This window comes from Vibrio atypicus, from assembly GCF_009811315.1.
GTDB classification, from domain to species: Bacteria; Pseudomonadota; Gammaproteobacteria; order Enterobacterales; family Vibrionaceae; genus Vibrio; species Vibrio atypicus.
The window spans coordinates 80,004-95,880 of sequence record NZ_BLID01000013.1; the positions used below are offsets into that span (position 1 = coordinate 80,004).

At 43.5% G+C, this 15,877-nt stretch carries 13 protein-coding genes, 2 tRNA genes and 1 riboswitch; of the genes, 3 read left to right on the forward strand and 12 right to left on the reverse strand.

The genetic code is table 11. The annotated features are described in order from the left end of the window. Positions 1 to 28 precede the first annotated feature (28 nt). Entirely contained in the window at positions 29 to 3,175 is a 3,147-nt protein-coding gene (locus GVO60_RS20550; RefSeq protein ID WP_159657430.1) for an ABC transporter substrate binding protein, read from the reverse strand. A 94-nt stretch (positions 3,176 to 3,269) separates the two neighbouring features. On the opposite strand from GVO60_RS20550, the gene asnC reads away from it, so the two are divergent. Then, the gene (gene asnC, locus GVO60_RS20555) at positions 3,270 to 3,734 is read left to right on the forward strand and encodes a transcriptional regulator AsnC (protein ID WP_159657432.1); all 465 of its coding nucleotides are present in this window, start codon (positions 3,270 to 3,272) and stop codon (positions 3,732 to 3,734) included. A gap of 29 nt (positions 3,735 to 3,763) precedes the next feature. On the opposite strand, the gene tsrA is transcribed toward asnC, so the two are convergent. Together tsrA and GVO60_RS20565 are read right to left on the reverse strand one after the other, a co-directional pair. Further along, positions 3,764 to 4,048, reverse strand: coding sequence for an H-NS-like global regulator TsrA (tsrA, locus tag GVO60_RS20560; RefSeq protein WP_159657434.1), 285 nt, complete (start codon positions 4,046 to 4,048; stop codon positions 3,764 to 3,766). An 85-nt stretch (positions 4,049 to 4,133) separates the two neighbouring features. Beyond that, complete coding sequence (locus GVO60_RS20565; protein ID WP_159657436.1) at positions 4,134 to 5,327, reverse strand: multidrug effflux MFS transporter; 1,194 nt, start codon at positions 5,325 to 5,327, stop codon at positions 4,134 to 4,136. Between the two features lie 106 nt (positions 5,328 to 5,433). Here GVO60_RS20565 and GVO60_RS20570 point away from each other — a divergent pair, with 106 nt between their 5' ends. Together GVO60_RS20570 and GVO60_RS20575 are read left to right on the forward strand one after the other, a co-directional pair. After that, positions 5,434 to 6,375: a LysR family transcriptional regulator gene (locus tag GVO60_RS20570; protein ID WP_159657438.1), complete on the forward strand. Its 942-nt coding sequence runs from the start codon at positions 5,434 to 5,436 to the stop codon at positions 6,373 to 6,375. Positions 6,376 to 6,459: 84 nt separating this feature from the next. Then, positions 6,460 to 8,250, forward strand: coding sequence for an aminopeptidase P family protein (locus GVO60_RS20575; protein WP_159657440.1), 1,791 nt, complete (start codon positions 6,460 to 6,462; stop codon positions 8,248 to 8,250). A 91-nt stretch (positions 8,251 to 8,341) separates the two neighbouring features. On the opposite strand, the gene thiH is transcribed toward GVO60_RS20575, so the two are convergent. From thiH to GVO60_RS20620, 9 genes are all read right to left on the reverse strand, one after another. Next, the gene (gene thiH, locus GVO60_RS20580) at positions 8,342 to 9,469 is read right to left on the reverse strand and encodes a 2-iminoacetate synthase ThiH (RefSeq protein WP_159657442.1); all 1,128 of its coding nucleotides are present in this window, start codon (positions 9,467 to 9,469) and stop codon (positions 8,342 to 8,344) included. 12 nt (positions 9,470 to 9,481) lie between these two features. Further along, entirely contained in the window at positions 9,482 to 10,249 is a 768-nt protein-coding gene (locus tag GVO60_RS20585; RefSeq protein WP_159657444.1) for a thiazole synthase, read from the reverse strand. Positions 10,250 to 10,254: 5 nt separating this feature from the next. Further along, positions 10,255 to 10,464 carry a sulfur carrier protein ThiS gene (gene thiS / locus GVO60_RS20590; protein ID WP_159657446.1) on the reverse strand — a complete coding sequence of 70 codons (210 nt, stop codon included), beginning with the start codon at positions 10,462 to 10,464 and terminating at the stop codon, positions 10,255 to 10,257. Continuing rightward, entirely contained in the window at positions 10,461 to 11,300 is an 840-nt protein-coding gene (locus GVO60_RS20595) for a HesA/MoeB/ThiF family protein (protein ID WP_159657448.1), read from the reverse strand. Before GVO60_RS20595 ends, thiS begins: the two co-directional genes overlap by 4 nt. After that, positions 11,297 to 12,556, reverse strand: a complete 1,260-nt coding sequence (locus GVO60_RS20600) for a thiamine phosphate synthase (protein ID WP_159657461.1) — start codon at positions 12,554 to 12,556, stop codon at positions 11,297 to 11,299. The genes GVO60_RS20595 and GVO60_RS20600 overlap by 4 nt, the downstream gene beginning before the upstream one ends. A 5-nt stretch (positions 12,557 to 12,561) precedes the next feature. Then, positions 12,562 to 14,499, reverse strand: a complete 1,938-nt coding sequence (thiC, locus tag GVO60_RS20605) for a phosphomethylpyrimidine synthase ThiC (RefSeq protein WP_159657450.1) — start codon at positions 14,497 to 14,499, stop codon at positions 12,562 to 12,564. Positions 14,500 to 14,653: 154 nt separating this feature from the next. Beyond that, a riboswitch (TPP riboswitch) is annotated at positions 14,654 to 14,752 on the reverse strand. Positions 14,753 to 14,821: 69 nt separating this feature from the next. Beyond that, complete coding sequence (gene crcB, locus GVO60_RS20610) at positions 14,822 to 15,205, reverse strand: fluoride efflux transporter CrcB (RefSeq protein WP_159657452.1); 384 nt, start codon at positions 15,203 to 15,205, stop codon at positions 14,822 to 14,824. Positions 15,206 to 15,628: 423 nt separating this feature from the next. Further along, a tRNA-Trp gene (locus tag GVO60_RS20615) sits at positions 15,629 to 15,705 on the reverse strand. 64 nt (positions 15,706 to 15,769) lie between these two features. After that, positions 15,770 to 15,846, reverse strand: a tRNA-Asp gene (locus tag GVO60_RS20620). Between the last annotated feature and the right edge of the window lie 31 nt (positions 15,847 to 15,877).

The window sequence follows — 15,877 nt, forward strand, 5'->3', positions numbered from 1 at the left end:
CTTTTAACTGGCGCAAGTGTAATGGATTTTATGAGTTGGTACTAACCTTGTTCTCACTCATCAACTCTTCCGCTAATTGAGCTAAAGGCTGTGGCTTACCAATGATATAGCCTTGTGCGTAATCAACGCCAAGCTCCATCAACTGATCGATTATTCGAGTGTTTTCAACAAACTCAGCAACCGTGCGTTTACCCATCTGTTTTGCCAAATCATTGATAGAGCGCACCATCAAATGGTCCATCTCATTTACATCGATATCTCGAACAAAAATACCATCAATTTTTACTATATCGACAGGTAGTTTTTGTAAGTAACCAAAAGAAGATAGCCCTGAGCCAAAGTCATCTAAAGCAATCAAACAGCCCAAATCTTTTAGCTTGGTAAAGAACTCAATCGCTTGACTCATATTACTCATTGCCGCGGTTTCAGTGATTTCTAGACACACCTTATGGCAAGGAACCACACTCTCTTCCAATCGAGTCAATAAGAACTGAATAAACTCTCGATTGCCCATGGAGTGCCCTGAAAGGTTGATCGCAACCTGGCTTAGCTCAGCCAGAGCAACAGGGTTCCCTTCAAACCAATCTAACGTTTGACTCACCACTTCTTTATCGATCATATGAGCAATATTGTAGCGTTCAGATGCAGGCATGAAGATGCCAGGCGATATGTAGTCCCCTTTTGAATTGCGAATTCTAACCAAAATCTCAAAATGCATTCCTGGCTCATCATCATTAAGTGCAATGATTCGCTGAGCAAACAACTCTATACGCTGATTAGCCAATGCATCATGCACTAGATTGACGCTTTCCATCTCTTGCTCGCGTCGACGCAACTCTTTGTCATCAAGACAGTACAAACTGTAGCGGTTACGCCCTTCTTCTTTCGCGACGTGACAAGCCGTATCGGCCTGCGCATGCACCATCTGCGGTGAGGCCGCGGTATGGTCAATAAGTCGAATTCCGATAGAACAATTCAAACTTAAGCGAATATCCTCCCAAATAAAGGGCTGCTCACTTAAAGTATCAAGAATCATTTTTGCCAGTTTTTTGGTATCAAGCTCGGTACAGTCTTTCAGCAGTATGGCAAATTCATCGCCTCCCATACGCGCTAAGATCGTGTTGTATGGCAGAATTTCTTCAAGCATGCTGGCGCAAAACTGAATCGCGGCATCTCCAGCCTCATGGCCGGCAGTATCATTGAGTACCTTCAACTGGTCCAAGTCGATGTAGAGCATGGCATGAGTTCGAGTGTAGCTTTCAACTTCAAGCAGTGCTTTTGTTAACTCTTTTTCGAAATAATTTCGACTGTAGGTTCCGGTCAATAAGTCGTGTCGAGCTTGATAGGTCAATTGCTCTGAAAGATGATGCATCTCGGTAATGTCTTCACCAACGATAAGCAGATGCCCCGACTCTGCTAATGGGCGAATGTTTTCTCGTACCCACAGCACTGAGCCATCAGCATGACGATACTCAATCTCTCTTCGCCAAACCCCTTTCATCGCTTGCTTAGGTTGCAATAGTACCTGACGAGGAATCAACGCATCTTCATGCAAATAAAACTCTCGCAAGCGATGCCCTAGCACCTGCTCCTCGGTATAGCCTAGAAGCTGCTCAGCAAAGTGGTTTACTTGTTGAATTCGATTTTGATCGTCCAATGTCACCATCATGACGGGTTGTTGATCGTAGTAGTGACTCAGATTCGCCTCGCGCTGATAAAGGCGCTCTTCAGTAATTTTTCTAGAGGTGATATCGCGCGCTTCAAGAAGGTAACGAGCAGAGGTGATATCTGATGGAATAGGTTTCAACGAAATTTCCAGCACCAGAGCACCTTGCTCTGCATGCCAAATTTCAGCTTCAAACTGGGTAACCGTCTCTTGATCCGTATTGGAGAAAAACTCTTGTAGTTGGTTAACGGCCTCACTTTGCCAATATTGATGCTGCCAAATCGGGTGTTCTTGGCCAAAGTCTTGATTATAAAGGAGCTCTTGTAACTTACTATTGCTCGAAGTCAGGCAGCCCTTATCGTCCAGGACTCCTATAAAGTGGTAACTCTGATCAAACACCATTTCTGTCAACATTTGGCTCTCTGTTGCCAACTGCTCACTGCGCTTAAGGCGACTTAAGTAATAAACCAGTGCGATGATTATCAGCAGTAGAATAGATACTATGCTGCCAGCTATTTTCAACTCATGGCGATATTTATCAGTAAATGCGAGCGGCTTGTTGAAAATGACAGAAGCGGCTTCATTTTCTGCCCCTAACCCCCACTTCACGATGGCTTGATAATCGAGCTTAATTTCCGGTGAGCCAACTCTAACCTTTGGTAAAGTGCTATTACCACGCAATGCCTCCAGCAGCATTTCACCCGTTTGATGACCGTGTATCTTGCCACTTTGAATAACACCACCAACTGCGCCATGACCTAACCCTAAATCATGCACCATATAAATTGGAGCGTTGGCAACTTGATTAATCTCTTTCCAATGATCTTTTTGAGAAAAGACCACGCCATCTTTATCTCGATAGTAAACCCAGAAAAGAACACTACTGGTTGGCTTTATGTTTTTTAACTGAACTAAAAGTTGCTGATAGCTTTCCGGTATTATCTGGCGAACTTTCTGCGTATATTCTGGATAGCGCGTTAAAAACTGAGCAATTTGTTCACGTACAGCAACTCCAGTAACAGAGTAGTCACTTACGATATAAATATTGTCGACTTTAGGTTGAATACGTTCTATCAAAGAAATGTTGCTATAAAGATCGATATCTTCAATAACACCAGTCGCATTTAAGTTACTGTGCAGCGAAGAAGAATAATTGTTTATTCCGCCAAAGATTACTGGAGTATCACTGAGTTCTGCACCAAGTCTATTCATTAAATTAAGCGCGGTATTGTCACTCACCACTACTGCCTTGAATCGCTCACTCTCAAATTTAGTTTTATAAAGTGTATAAAGTTGATTAAGGTAGTGTTGGTTTTGCATTCGCTTGGTATCAAGGTACAGAACACGTGTCGTGATATCTTCATCACGTAACGCGTCTTCCAACCCACCCTGAAAGCTATCCGTCCAGAAAAATCCTTGATGGTACGAATGGACGATAAGTACGTTTTCATCGTCAGCGTGAATGATGGATGAAAAAAATACAGCTAGAAGAAGTAGACTAAAGCGCACTAAAATAGCTCTCAAGTAGAGTAATTAACTCATTTAATAGTATCACCCCTGCTGATATTTTGAACTACATCTATAGCTTTATTGGGAGACGACCATGCAGACTAGCAACGTAAAACTGGACGATTTAGATAGAGCGATCTTGAAAACCTTGATGGAAGACGCTCGGACACCTTACGCCGAAATGGCAAAGCAGTTTGATGTTAGTCCGGCGACTATTCATGTGCGTATCGAAAAAATGAAGTCTGCTGATATCATTCAAGGAACGGAAGTCATTGTTGATACCAAAAAGCTTGGCTATGACGTGTGTTGTTTTATCGGGATAAACTTAAACGCTGCGCGCGATTACCATTCAGCGTTAGAAAAGCTTAATGCTTTAGAAGAAGTCGTTGAAGCCTATTACACCACTGGCGCTTACAATATCTTCGTAAAACTGATGTGTCGTTCTATTGAAGAGCTGCAATATGTCTTGATCGATAAGCTGCAAGCTATTGATGAAGTTCAATCTACCGAGACACTTATCTCGTTGCAAAACCCGATCAATCGTAACGTCAACCCATAAAAAAAGACCCGCTTATGCGAGTCTTCTTTTTAACGTGATTCTAAATACTTTTTCAGCTCTTCGACCGAGATACCTTGCTCGGCGATAGATTGCGCCATCAATTCGACTTGCTCACCTTTACGAGCTTCTATAACTTGCTGGAATTGATAAACAATATCTCGCAACATGTGTATCGGCACTTGCTTCGCAGCACTGCGAATGCGCTCACCACTTTGATTACCTAGCTCGTTCAGTAGTTTACCAAACATTACTTTTTCTGGAGAATCTTCTAATTGCTCCAAAACACGAGCCATTTCATAAGTTGTCATCGACATCGTCGTTTACGATCCACAATTTCGTTTATAAAGAAGCTCAAATATACAACGTTTTGGTGAGACATCAAAGCAGTTACATGGATTCTTAAGCAGCAGCATAGTGCCAGCTTCTGCCTTTTTTGCTCATTAGGATTAATAACCCTGGAACGAGAATGAGCATCTGCAATGCGATCATCAATTGTGGTTCCATGCCTAAGCGTTGAACGCTACCAACTACTAAGCCTGAACCACTCATTTGAAATAAGCCTAACAGAGCAGCGGCCGTTCCTGCTTTATCACCAAATGGAGCAAGCGCTTTGCCCGCCGCTGCACCTAAGATCCATGCAAAGCCGATTGAAGACATGAAAATCGGAAGCATAAAGGCGAAAGCAGATTGTTGCGATGCCAGCATTAACATAGTAACGCCAGCGAAAGCTAAAGTAGAAATGCCAACCACTAACGTTTTATGTGTACCGTACTTCTCCATGAACTTAGGTGCGGTCATGCAAGCAATAATATTAATCACCGCGTTGATGCCGAACCACATGGTGAATTCATTCATAGTCAGCCCTAGGTTTTCCATCAAAACCACAGGGGCAGATGTCACGTACGCAAGGATCACAGCCATCGCAAGCATACAAAGTGATGCATGGAATATGAATGATGGTGTCTTTAGTACAGACCAATAGCGGCTTGGCTTAAATACGGCCTCTTTACTTAGCGATGGATTCGTCTCCTTCAAGCCAATCGACATAGCAACCAAAGCAAAAGCAGCAAAACCCGCCATAAAGCTAAAGTTTGAACGCCAGCCAAATTGCTGAGTCAACCACGCCCCTAGAATTGGAGCCAGCGCTGGAATGAAACAAATCGCACCATTCAGGTAGCTAATCATCTTGCCACTTTTCTCTGGCCCAAAGAGATCGCGAACTGTTGCAAAGGCTGCTACTGATGTCGCGCACGCACCTAAGCCTTGTAGCAATCTGGAGATCAGCATCCATTCGATGTTTTGAGCACTCCACGCCAATACAGCGCTCAATGCATAAATGGTGATCCCCCCCAATGCAACAGTTCGACGTCCTAGTTTATCTGCAAGTGGACCAGCAAATAGTTGACCTATGCCCATCGCAAATAGAAACCATGTAATCGTGTCTTGCGCCAGTGCATGTTCCACGTGAAACGCTGACGAAATCTGAGGTAAAGCCGGTAGATAGATATCAATCGCGAGCGGACTAAACAGCACCAGCATGGTAAGTAAAGCTAATTGAATTTTGCTGTGCTGCAATTGATTAGAGGAATGCACGACTGTCTCCACAGGAAGAAATGAAATTGCGTATATTCTAAGCTAAAGTAAGATATGACTAAAAATGATTAATAGTCATTAAAGATATTCCATATGAGAATTTTATATGAACTTGGAAAAGTTAGTCCGAATAGACCTCAATCTGTTGGTTTGTTTAAAGGTGTTAATCGAAGAGCTCAATGTTACTCGCGCTGCGCATAGGCTATGTTTAAGCCAATCAGCAGTCAGCAAAAACCTAGCAAAATTACGAACGCAGTTTGATGATCCTCTCTTCGTTCGTCATGCCCATGGATTGAAGCCAACACCAAAAGCATTATTTTTGCGCCCTAAACTCGATATCTTGATCAACCAATTGGAACAAATTACCCAGCCCGAAGAGTTCAAACCTCAAACCAGCAGCTATCGCTTTCAAATTGCGGCGGTAGAGAGTGTTTATCCACTAATACTTCCGCATTTCTTGCCTGCGATATTTAGCCAGGCACCGGATGTTACGATCAGCACTCACGCCTGGTCCGATACGACATTCAAAATGTTACAGCGCGGCGAACTGGATCTCGGAATTACAGGTAAAGACATCGATATCAATGATGCAAAACTGACTATGCTTCCCCCGAATGATATCTGCGAACATGAGATATACCGCGATAGCCAAATGTGCCTATTACGCAGTGACCACCCTGCTCTCAATGGCGCATGGAACCTCGACAATTATCTCTCTTTCCGTCACGTACAAGTTCGATGTGACGGCAATGAACGCTGGTTGCTCGACTACAGATTGGCCGACATAGGTAAAGAGAGAGATATCGCAATTACAGTGCCAGACTTTAACAGTGCTGCTAGCCTTTGTTCTTACACAGATTTTATCTTCACGGCACCTAGCCACTTTGTGAAGCTTGCATCTAAACAACTGAACCTCACGGTACTGCCTTTACCTATCGAGTTTCCGCCGATGGCTTACACTCTTTTTTGGCACAGAGATAGAGAAAATGACCCTGCTTTAACCTGGCTGCGACAGATCATCAATGATAAGACTCAAACTCTTAGATAATTTGCAGCCTTATGTTAAAAGGAGTAGCTTATTGCCATCGTCCCAATTGAAGAATGGACGCAGAACAAATTTGAAGGATTAACGATGCTAATCACTACAGAACAACGTCTTTCAGCTATTCGCCAGTGGCTGAAAAATAATAATTTCGATGCCCTACTGGTTCCTCACGAAGATGAGTATTTAGGCGAGTATGTGCCTGCACACAATGAACGCCTCCATTGGTTAACTGGCTTTACCGGTTCCGCAGGTGCAGCTGTGATCACTCAAGACAAAGCCGCTATCTTTGTGGATGGTCGCTACACGGTACAAGTAACCAAACAAGTACCCGGAGATCTATTTGAATATCGACACCTTATTGATGAGCCTGCGCTAGATTGGTTAAAGCAATCAGTCTCTACAGGAACTTCTCTTGCTATTGACCCTCGTATGCATAATTCAGCATGGTTAGATTCCGCACAGGCGAAGCTAGCAGGATCTGTTGAGCTAAAAATTCTAGACTCAAACCCAATTGATGAACTTTGGAGTGACCGACCTGAGCCTGTAGTTTCTGACGTTCATCTAATGGCAGAAGACTCCGTTGGCCAATCAAGCCAAAGTAAGCGTGAAGAGATTGCAAAACTTCTAAGCGACGCTGGTGCTGATAGCGCAGTTATTACCGCGCTCGACTCTGTATGTTGGTTGCTGAACATCCGAGGCTTGGATGTATCGCGTCTACCTGTTCTATTGTCTCATGTGATTCTGCATAAAGATTCGAGCCTAGAATACTTCCTTGACCCGGCAAGACTACCAGCCGAATTTGAAGCCCATGTGGGTCCTGGTGTGTCTGTCTTTAAACCTGAGCAACTACAACACCGCTTAGAACAACTTCAAGGTAGTAAGGTCCTTGTTGATCCCGCAACCAGCAACGCTTGGTTTAAGCTGGTACTGCAAAACTCAGGCGCTACTGTCGTAAGCAAAGCGGATCCGTGTCTAATGCCAAAAGCTGCGAAAAATGAAATAGAGATTGCAGGGATGAAAGCATGTCATATTCGTGATGGCGCGGCGATGGCTCAATTCCTTTGTTGGTTAGACAACGAAGTTGCCGCTGGTAACTTGCACAACGAAGCGGTTCTTTCAGACAAACTGGAAGCAATCCGTTTCCAAGATCCTACCCTAAAAGATTTAAGCTTCGATACTATTTCGGCAGCCGGTGGCAATGCAGCCATGTGTCACTACAATCATGAAAACCAGCCAGAGCCTGGTAAACTTGAGTTAAACACACTTTATCTGGTTGACTCAGGTGGCCAGTACCTTGACGGCACAACAGACATCACTCGTACGATCGCGATTGGTCAACCAAGCGAAGAGATGATTAAGCAATTTACACTGGCTCTTAAAGGCCACATTGGTATTGCTCGAGCGCGCTTCCCACAAGGTACCCGTGGTTTCCAACTCGATACACTGGCTCGACAACACCTATGGGCTGAGGGTTACGATTATGATCACGGTACCGGTCACGGTGTCGGTCACTTCTTAAGTGTTCACGAAGGACCAATCAGTATCTCTAAACGACTCATTGACGTTCCTCTAATGAAAGGGATGGTGCTGTCTAACGAACCAGGTTATTACCGCGCTGAACAATTTGGTATTCGCATCGAGAATCTTGAACTGGTTGTAGAACAAGAAACGAGTGGAGACTTTTCAGTACTCGCATTTGAATCACTAACACGTTGCCCTATTGATGCACGCAATATCAATGTTGATATGCTTACTCGACCAGAGCTTGCATGGCTAAACAACTACCATCAGAAAGTTTGGGATGACGTAAGCCCACTTGTTGATGGTGAAGTGCTAGAGTGGCTACGTAATGCAACACAACCGTTAGCTCATTCATAATATAGTACTTATCGAAACGAAAAGGCTCTCACTGTCACCAGTAAGAGCCTTTTAATTTTCTAATCAATGTTTCACGTGAAACACAGAGCTATCAACCTGAATATCCCGAGTGCCAGTCTTTCCATACTGGGTCAAAACCTCTGTCCTTGATCATCTGCTCAACTGATGCAGCACTTCTCTCATCACTAATCTCAAACTGTTCTAACTCCTGCTCTTCCGATGCGTATCCACCGGGTTGAGTTTTTGATGCAGCCGACATCGTTGTGATACCAAGTGGTAATACATTGTCTCTAAATACCTCTGACTCACGTGTTGAGAGTGACAATTCAACTTCAGGATTAAGCAATCGATAAGCACAGATCAATTGGACTAATTGTCTATCTGACATGACCGACTTCGGTTGAACCTTTCCTGGTGCGTTGTTTCCCTCACAAGGTCGTAGCCGAGGAAAAGAAATCGAGTACCGTGTTTGCCAGTATGTTCGCTCCAAATAATCTAGATGGGCGGCAACATAGAAACAATCCGCTCTCCACTCATCCAAACCAATCAGAGCACCAATACCAATCTTATCGATACCCGCTTTAGCTAAACGATCAGGCGTCTCGAGACGATACTCAAAGTCCATTTTGTTTCCCCGTAAATGGTGCTTTGCATACGTAGCACGCTGATAGGTTTCTTGATAGACCATCACCGCATCCAAACCCAATCTCTTGAGCTCGGTGTAATCAACTTGAGCTAATGGCTGAACTTCCATCGCCAGATAATTAAAGTGAGGCTTAATTACAGGTAATATTTCACGAAAGTAATTCATGCCAACTTTGGTTTCATGTTCGCCAGTAACCAGAAGCACGCTATCAAACTTCATCGCTTTAATCGCTTCAATTTCCGCTCTTACTTCTTCCTGATTTAACGTTCGACGTTTAATACGGTTGTCCATTGAAAAACCACAGTAAGTACACGAATTGGCGCACAGGTTCGATAAATACAATGGAATATAAAGCGACATTGTATTGCCAAATCTCTTACGTGTTGCTGTATAAGACAACTGTGCCATCTGCTCTAGATAAGCTTCCGCTGCTGGTGAGATTAGCGCTTTAAAGTCTTCCAGGTTACGTGTCGATTTCGCTAGCGCCCTCTCAACGTCTTGTGTTGTTTTAGAATAAATCGACATAGAGACGTCATCCCAGTTAAGGGAGTTAAACACATCAACAAAACTCATTTTCTCCCTCCACTAAATCTCATCAAGAAATGAAGTAAGTGGACTCGAAGCAACCGCATGAGAAACCTGGCCAGCCAAACCGGACTCAAAAGCCAAACGACCAGACTCTACCGCCAACTTAAATGCTTTGGCCATAGACACTGGATTCACTGAGGTAGCTATCGCAGTATTCACAAGGACAGCATCAGCGCCCATCTCCATCGCTCGAGCAGCATGAGAAGGTGCACCAATTCCCGCATCAACCACAACAGGCACTTTCGCTTGGTCAATTATGATCTCAAGGAAATCTTGAGAGACCACACCTTTGTTCGAGCCGATTGGTGCTCCCAAAGGCATCACAGCATGACAACCTACTTCTTCTAAACGTTTGCACAAGACGGGGTCTGCGTGGCAATAAGGTAGAACGATAAAACCATCTTTAACCAATTGTTCAGCCGCAGCTAAAGTCTCTATTGGGTCCGGCATTAAGTATTTTGGATCCGGATGAATTTCCAATTTAAGCCAATTGGTACCTAGAGCTTCGCGAGCTAAGTGTGCTGCAAAAATTGCATCTTTTGAATTTTTTGCACCGGACGTATTAGGTAGCAAGTTTACGCCAGACATGACTAGCGGCTTTAAAATGTCATCATCTTGATTGTGAACATCTACTCGCTTCAGAGCCATGGTAGCAAGCTGTGATCCTGATTCTTTGATAGCCTGAGCCATCACCTGACTATTAGAAAACTTGCCTGTACCAGTAAATAGACGCGATTGAAATTGTTTATCACCAATCGTTAGCATAGTAATTACCCTCCTGCGATAGCTTGGAATAATGAGATAGAATCGCCGTTATTTAGCCGTATTTCATGCCACTTGCTTCGGGGGATAATTTCATTGTTAATGGCAAAAACACATCCCAGTTCAGGTAATGAAAATAGCTCTATGATATGAACGAGGCTTGTTTGGTCAGCCACATGTTCGACCTGATCATTTATGGTTATCTGAATCGAGTTCATGCTGCACCTCCTGGTTGGCTTTGAACGGAGCTGCCACTCAAACCAGCACCACATACCTCGCAGTCACTGTCCTGTGAGAGCGCAAGCTGTTGCCAATTTAAAGAGAGACCGTCAAACACATGTAATGTTCTCGTTGAAAGGGAATACGCTCCTGTTGTCAGTTTCTGGATTGCAGCCAGAGCTTGATAATTACCCAGTGTGCCAACGACTGGCCCTATAACTCCGACTTCATTACATGAGCGAGGCGATGGCAACTCATCAAATGGATAAACGCAACGATAACAAGCTTGAGGTTCAACAAATGTGTTCGAATGCTCGAAGACCGAAAATTGTCCTTGCCAACCTATAGCTGAAGCAAAAATCAGATCTGTTTTAAGTTCGAAGCATGCCTTATTTATTAATTGCCTTGAGCGGATATTGTCAGTGCAATCAAGTACTACGTCCGCCAACATGACTTCTAACTTCAACTGCGAATGATCAAGCCTACCGTTAATAGCACGCACATTGATATTTGAATTGATATTAAGTAATTGCCGACGCATTGCTACAGCTTTAGGCATACCTAAGTCAGACTCACGATAGATGGTTTGCCGTTGCAAGTTACTGCTCTCTACAACATCATCATCGACTAACACTAAATGCCCGACGCCAGCTGCAGCAAGAAACTGAGCGGCCGCACTGCCTAAACCGCCACAGCCAATGATAAGCACATGAGATGTAGCCAAATGCTCCTGACCATGTTCACCAATTTCAGGTAAAGATACCTGACGCTGGTAACGAAGAAACTCGACATCACTAATCCCGTGACGATGTTGCTCAGACTTCGATCTAGTCATGGTGTAACCTCGGCTATACTTTCTGTCCGTTGAACTGGGGACATCACTTTAGCAAAAGCATCGACTACGCTTTTAGGATCATCAGACAACGTAACGGCTCTTACCACAGCAAGACTTGATACTCCGCACTGCCACACTTGATTTGCATTGGTCAAATCTATGCCACCAATCGCAACCGTAGGAAAGCCGATATCGTCGCCATATGGGATCGTATCTATCAATTGTTGGTAGAGCTTCAATCGCACTAAGCCCTGAGGGAGTGATGGCATTTGCTTCGTTGTCGTAGGGAAAATATGACCAAGCGCTATATAGCTCGGGGGAATTTGAGTGATACGCAATAACTCGTAATAACCATGTGTGGAAAGCCCAAGCCTAACATTCGCTTGAGCTAATTCATCAAGATTTGCCTCATTGATATCTTCCTGACCTAGATGAACTCCAAAGGCTCCGTGTTCAATTGCCAATTGCCAATAGTCATTGATGAAGACTTGTGCTTGATACTGCTTACCTAGTTCAATTGCTTGAACAATCTGATGCTCTAAATCCGCTTGTTGCGAATTTTTAATGCGTAGCTGAATAGTAGTAACACCTAAGGCAAGTAGGCGTTCTATCCAAGCTATATCATCGACGACTGGATAAAGCCCTAAACTTTCCTTATTTAGTAGATCAAATGCTAAGGCATTATCTGATGTCACTGAGGCTTCTAAAGACCAGTTAGAAACTATGCCTAACTTTGGATTATTCAGCACAGGGACTGGAAAGAGGCTATATTCACATGCCCATGTTTCACGTGAAACATTGAGCTGAGCTCGAGCCAAAGTTAAGCTATCCTCAATGGGAAAATCAAGTGCGAGCAAAGTAATAACCCAAGCAAAGTGTTTTATTCGCTGAGCTTCAGTAATCGGTCGCTTACTCAAAAGTGCGCGCACTTCACCGTTTGACGGATGGCGCCAAACATCGAATGACGCACCTTGATCTTCAATACTCAAGTGAACGACATTATCTCTTTTGATATTGCTATCTAGAAACGTACCTTCTTGGTAGCGAAGCTGATGGTTAGAATCATACAAATCGGTGGATATAATGTCGGAAGATATCGTTGTGACACTGCGCAAAAATACAAGCTCAACCAACTGAGTTGAGCTTACGCCCAACTCAATATTGTCGATATCAAAGCCTTGTTGCTTAGCTAATGATAAACAAGCTTGTATCTCGCCCGTGACATCAATGATTGATGAAGGGACTAAGATACGCATCTTCATTACTCCACCTCAGTCACTACGGCAGGATGATAAAGCTCAGATCCTGTTGCCTTAAACTCTTCCGACTTCTGACGCATTCCCTCTAGAGGGTCGTCCAACATTTTAATGGAAATAGCTTGGTCAGCTGCCACCTGCTCGGTGTCTTTGGCATACTCTCGCACTTCTTGGGAGATTTTCATTGAACAGAATTTAGGGCCACACATAGAACAGAAATGAGCGACTTTTCCTGACTCTTGAGGAAGCGTTTCATCATGAAAACTGCGGGCTGTTTCGGGGTCCAGAGAAAGGTTAAATTGGTCCTCCCAACGAAACTCAAAACGCGCCTTTGATAAAGCATTATCTCGAACCTGAGCGCCTGGGTGTCCTTTTGCGAGATCAGCCGCGTGTGCGGCTAACTTGTACGTAATCAATCCAGTCTTTACGTCTTCTTTATTTGGTAAGCCCAAGTGCTCTTTTGGTGTAACGTAACAGAGCATTGCGCAGCCATACCAACCAATCATGGCAGCACCTATTCCAGAAGTAATATGATCATAGCCCGGTGCGATATCTGTTGTCAGAGGGCCCAAGGTATAGAATGGAGCTTCATGACAATGCTCAAGCTGCTCATCCATATTTTCTTTGATCATATGCATAGGAACATGACCAGGGCCTTCAATAATCACCTGAACATCATATTCCCAAGCAATCTTGGTCAATTCACCTAGTGTTCTAAGCTCAGCAAACTGAGCTTCATCATTCGCATCAGCAACCGAGCCTGGGCGAAGACCATCACCTAGAGACAGCGCGACATCATACTTCGCACAAATCTCACAAATCTCGCGGAAGTTAGTATATAGGAAGCTCTCCTGATGGTGCCCCAAACACCACTTAGCGATAATCGAACCACCACGAGACACAATGCCTGTTACACGTTTTGCTGTCATAGGAACATAACGTAACAGCAGGCCAGCATGGATCGTGAAGTAATCGACCCCCTGTTCCGCCTGTTCAATCAACGTATCTCGCATGACTTCCCAGTTTAGGTTTTCAGCAATACCATTTACTTTTTCCAATGCTTGATACATTGGAACCGTACCAATAGGGACAGGGCTATTACGTAAAATCCACTCTCGTGTCTCATGAATATTACGTCCTGTAGAGAGGTCCATTACCGTATCTCCACCCCAGCGTGTCGACCAAACCAACTTTTCGACTTCTTCCTCAATTGAAGAACTGACTGACGAGTTACCTATATTTGCGTTTACTTTAACTAAAAAGTTGCGGCCAATAATCATAGGCTCAGATTCTGGATGGTTAATATTGGAAGGAATGATTGCTCGTCCTTCTGCAACCTCTTTGCGAACAAATTCAGGGGTGATATCTTTTGGTAGGTTTGCGCCAAAACTCTGGCCAGGGTGCTGTTGGGTAAGAACCTCATCACGATAACGCGCACGACCCATATTTTCACGTAAAGCTATGTATTCCATTTCTGGAGTGATAATACCTTTACGCGCATAGTGAAGTTGAGTAACACAATGCCCTTCTTTTGCTTGACGGATACGTGGCAAATTTCCATATCGAAGCTCGTCTAAAGTCTCATCTTCTAGGCGCTGCTTTGTATAAACTGAACTTACATCATCAAGTTCTAGAGTATCATCTCGTTCTTCTATCCAACGCTCCCTAAGCTTAGGTAAGCCTTTATAGAGATCAATAGAGTAATCAGGGTCAGTATAAACTCCAGACGTGTCATAAACGCGTATAGGTTCGTTAGGCTCAAAAATAGGCTCACCTTTAGTTCCACCTATTAAACTATCTGCCAAAGTAATCTCTCGCATAGGAACGCGGATATCGCTTCTAGAGCCTTCAACATAGACTTTATGTGAATTGGGGTAAGGTTGTACCGATAGCGTATCGATAAATTGTTTAGCTTCCAGTCTCGCTTGTTTGCGACTCGACATAGCATTTTTCCTTGCTTTGTTATTCTAGATAAAAAGATTTTGGATAAAAATGCTTGGCGGATAGATGCACAAGAGGAATTAAAAGTCTGGGGACAAAGGTATGTCTACCCCATTACTTTCAATTATTGATAGAAAATATCAGCATGGAACTGATATAGATATCTCTCCTGTTCCCTTCGCAGATACTAATCTGATCAGGTTCAACGGATCCCGAATTAACGGTCTCAGCCTTAAGGCACTCCGACAAGTAAAGCGAGTATATAAAATCAGCTTGATTAAGCCAAGCCGACCTGTTGATAATTTGTTAAAACCTTAAGTTTGACTAACTTTTAATCAGCAATTGAAAGCCAATCCAGGCTGCAGAAATGCTCAATACAACATTTAGAAGCACGTTCAAGCCCATTTTTAAAAATGCGCCTTGTTGCATCAGTAATACATTATCCATTGAAAACGTAGAGAAGGTCGTAAGTGCACCAAGAAAGCCCAAACCAATGATTTGCCTCCAAGGTTCAGTGGCAAGCATCTCGTTTTCAAATGCTGCGATTAATAGGCCCATCATCAATGAACCAATCACGTTAACAGTCAGTGTTCCATAGGGGAAACCACGTCCTAATAACACTGCACACAACTCAGCAACTAGATATCGGGAGCACGCACCAACCGCACCTCCGATAGCAATAAAGCCTAAGATAGATAGTTGTCCCATACACCCTCCAAAAAATTAGCTCTATTTTAGCGCTACAGCAAAACAAATCGAGTATTCATATCAATAAATAGACCAATAAAACTACTAAGATTTGAAATGTTACAGGTGTCACTTTAACAGTTATATGGATATTGGTGTAATCTGATAAAGAGTGTATTGCTTTACTTTAAAACGACCTGTATCGCTCTCAGAGATTGATAACGAAACTAGCTAGATAGTTTTACTAACTAAAGTAAAACACCCTATGGCGAATATTAAAGAGCACATAATAATATGGAATAACTGATACTAGTAATCAAAGACTCAGACTCTAAATGTAATCATTCTTATTAGGGTGAGAAGAATCCATAGCTCTGCCAATGAGATGCTTGAAGTTCAAAACGCAAAAAGGCTCTAGTCTTTCGACTAGAGCCTTTTTTAATATGGCAGGGGTGGAGAGATTCGAACTCCCAACACGCGGATTTGGAATCCGCTGCTCTGCCAATTGGAGCTACACCCCTATAGATCTTTTCAGATTTTAGATTCGAAAAAACCTCGCTAATAGCGAGGCTTTTTCTGAATAAATGGCGGAGCGGACGGGACTCGAACCCGCGACCCCCGGCGTGACAGGCCGGTATTCTAACCAACTGAACTACCGCTCCGCACTGGTCAGACATTGAAGTCTAAATTTAA

Coding starts and splice junctions, on each gene's coding strand:
- GVO60_RS20595 (WP_159657448.1), bottom strand. CDS start 11,300: ATGACTAGATCGAAGTCTGAGCAACATCGTCACGGGATTAGTGATGTC.
- thiC (WP_159657450.1), bottom strand. CDS start 14,499: ATGTCGAGTCGCAAACAAGCGAGACTGGAAGCTAAACAATTTATCGAT.
- GVO60_RS20570 (WP_159657438.1), top strand. CDS start 5,434: ATGAACTTGGAAAAGTTAGTCCGAATAGACCTCAATCTGTTGGTTTGT.
- GVO60_RS20585 (WP_159657444.1), bottom strand. CDS start 10,249: ATGCTAACGATTGGTGATAAACAATTTCAATCGCGTCTATTTACTGGT.
- GVO60_RS20575 (WP_159657440.1), top strand. CDS start 6,460: ATGCTAATCACTACAGAACAACGTCTTTCAGCTATTCGCCAGTGGCTG.
- tsrA (WP_159657434.1), bottom strand. CDS start 4,048: ATGTCGATGACAACTTATGAAATGGCTCGTGTTTTGGAGCAATTAGAA.
- GVO60_RS20600 (WP_159657461.1), bottom strand. CDS start 12,556: ATGCGTATCTTAGTCCCTTCATCAATCATTGATGTCACGGGCGAGATA.
- asnC (WP_159657432.1), top strand. CDS start 3,270: ATGCAGACTAGCAACGTAAAACTGGACGATTTAGATAGAGCGATCTTG.
- thiH (WP_159657442.1), bottom strand. CDS start 9,469: ATGAGTTTTGTTGATGTGTTTAACTCCCTTAACTGGGATGACGTCTCT.
- thiS (WP_159657446.1), bottom strand. CDS start 10,464: ATGAACTCGATTCAGATAACCATAAATGATCAGGTCGAACATGTGGCT.
- crcB (WP_159657452.1), bottom strand. CDS start 15,205: ATGGGACAACTATCTATCTTAGGCTTTATTGCTATCGGAGGTGCGGTT.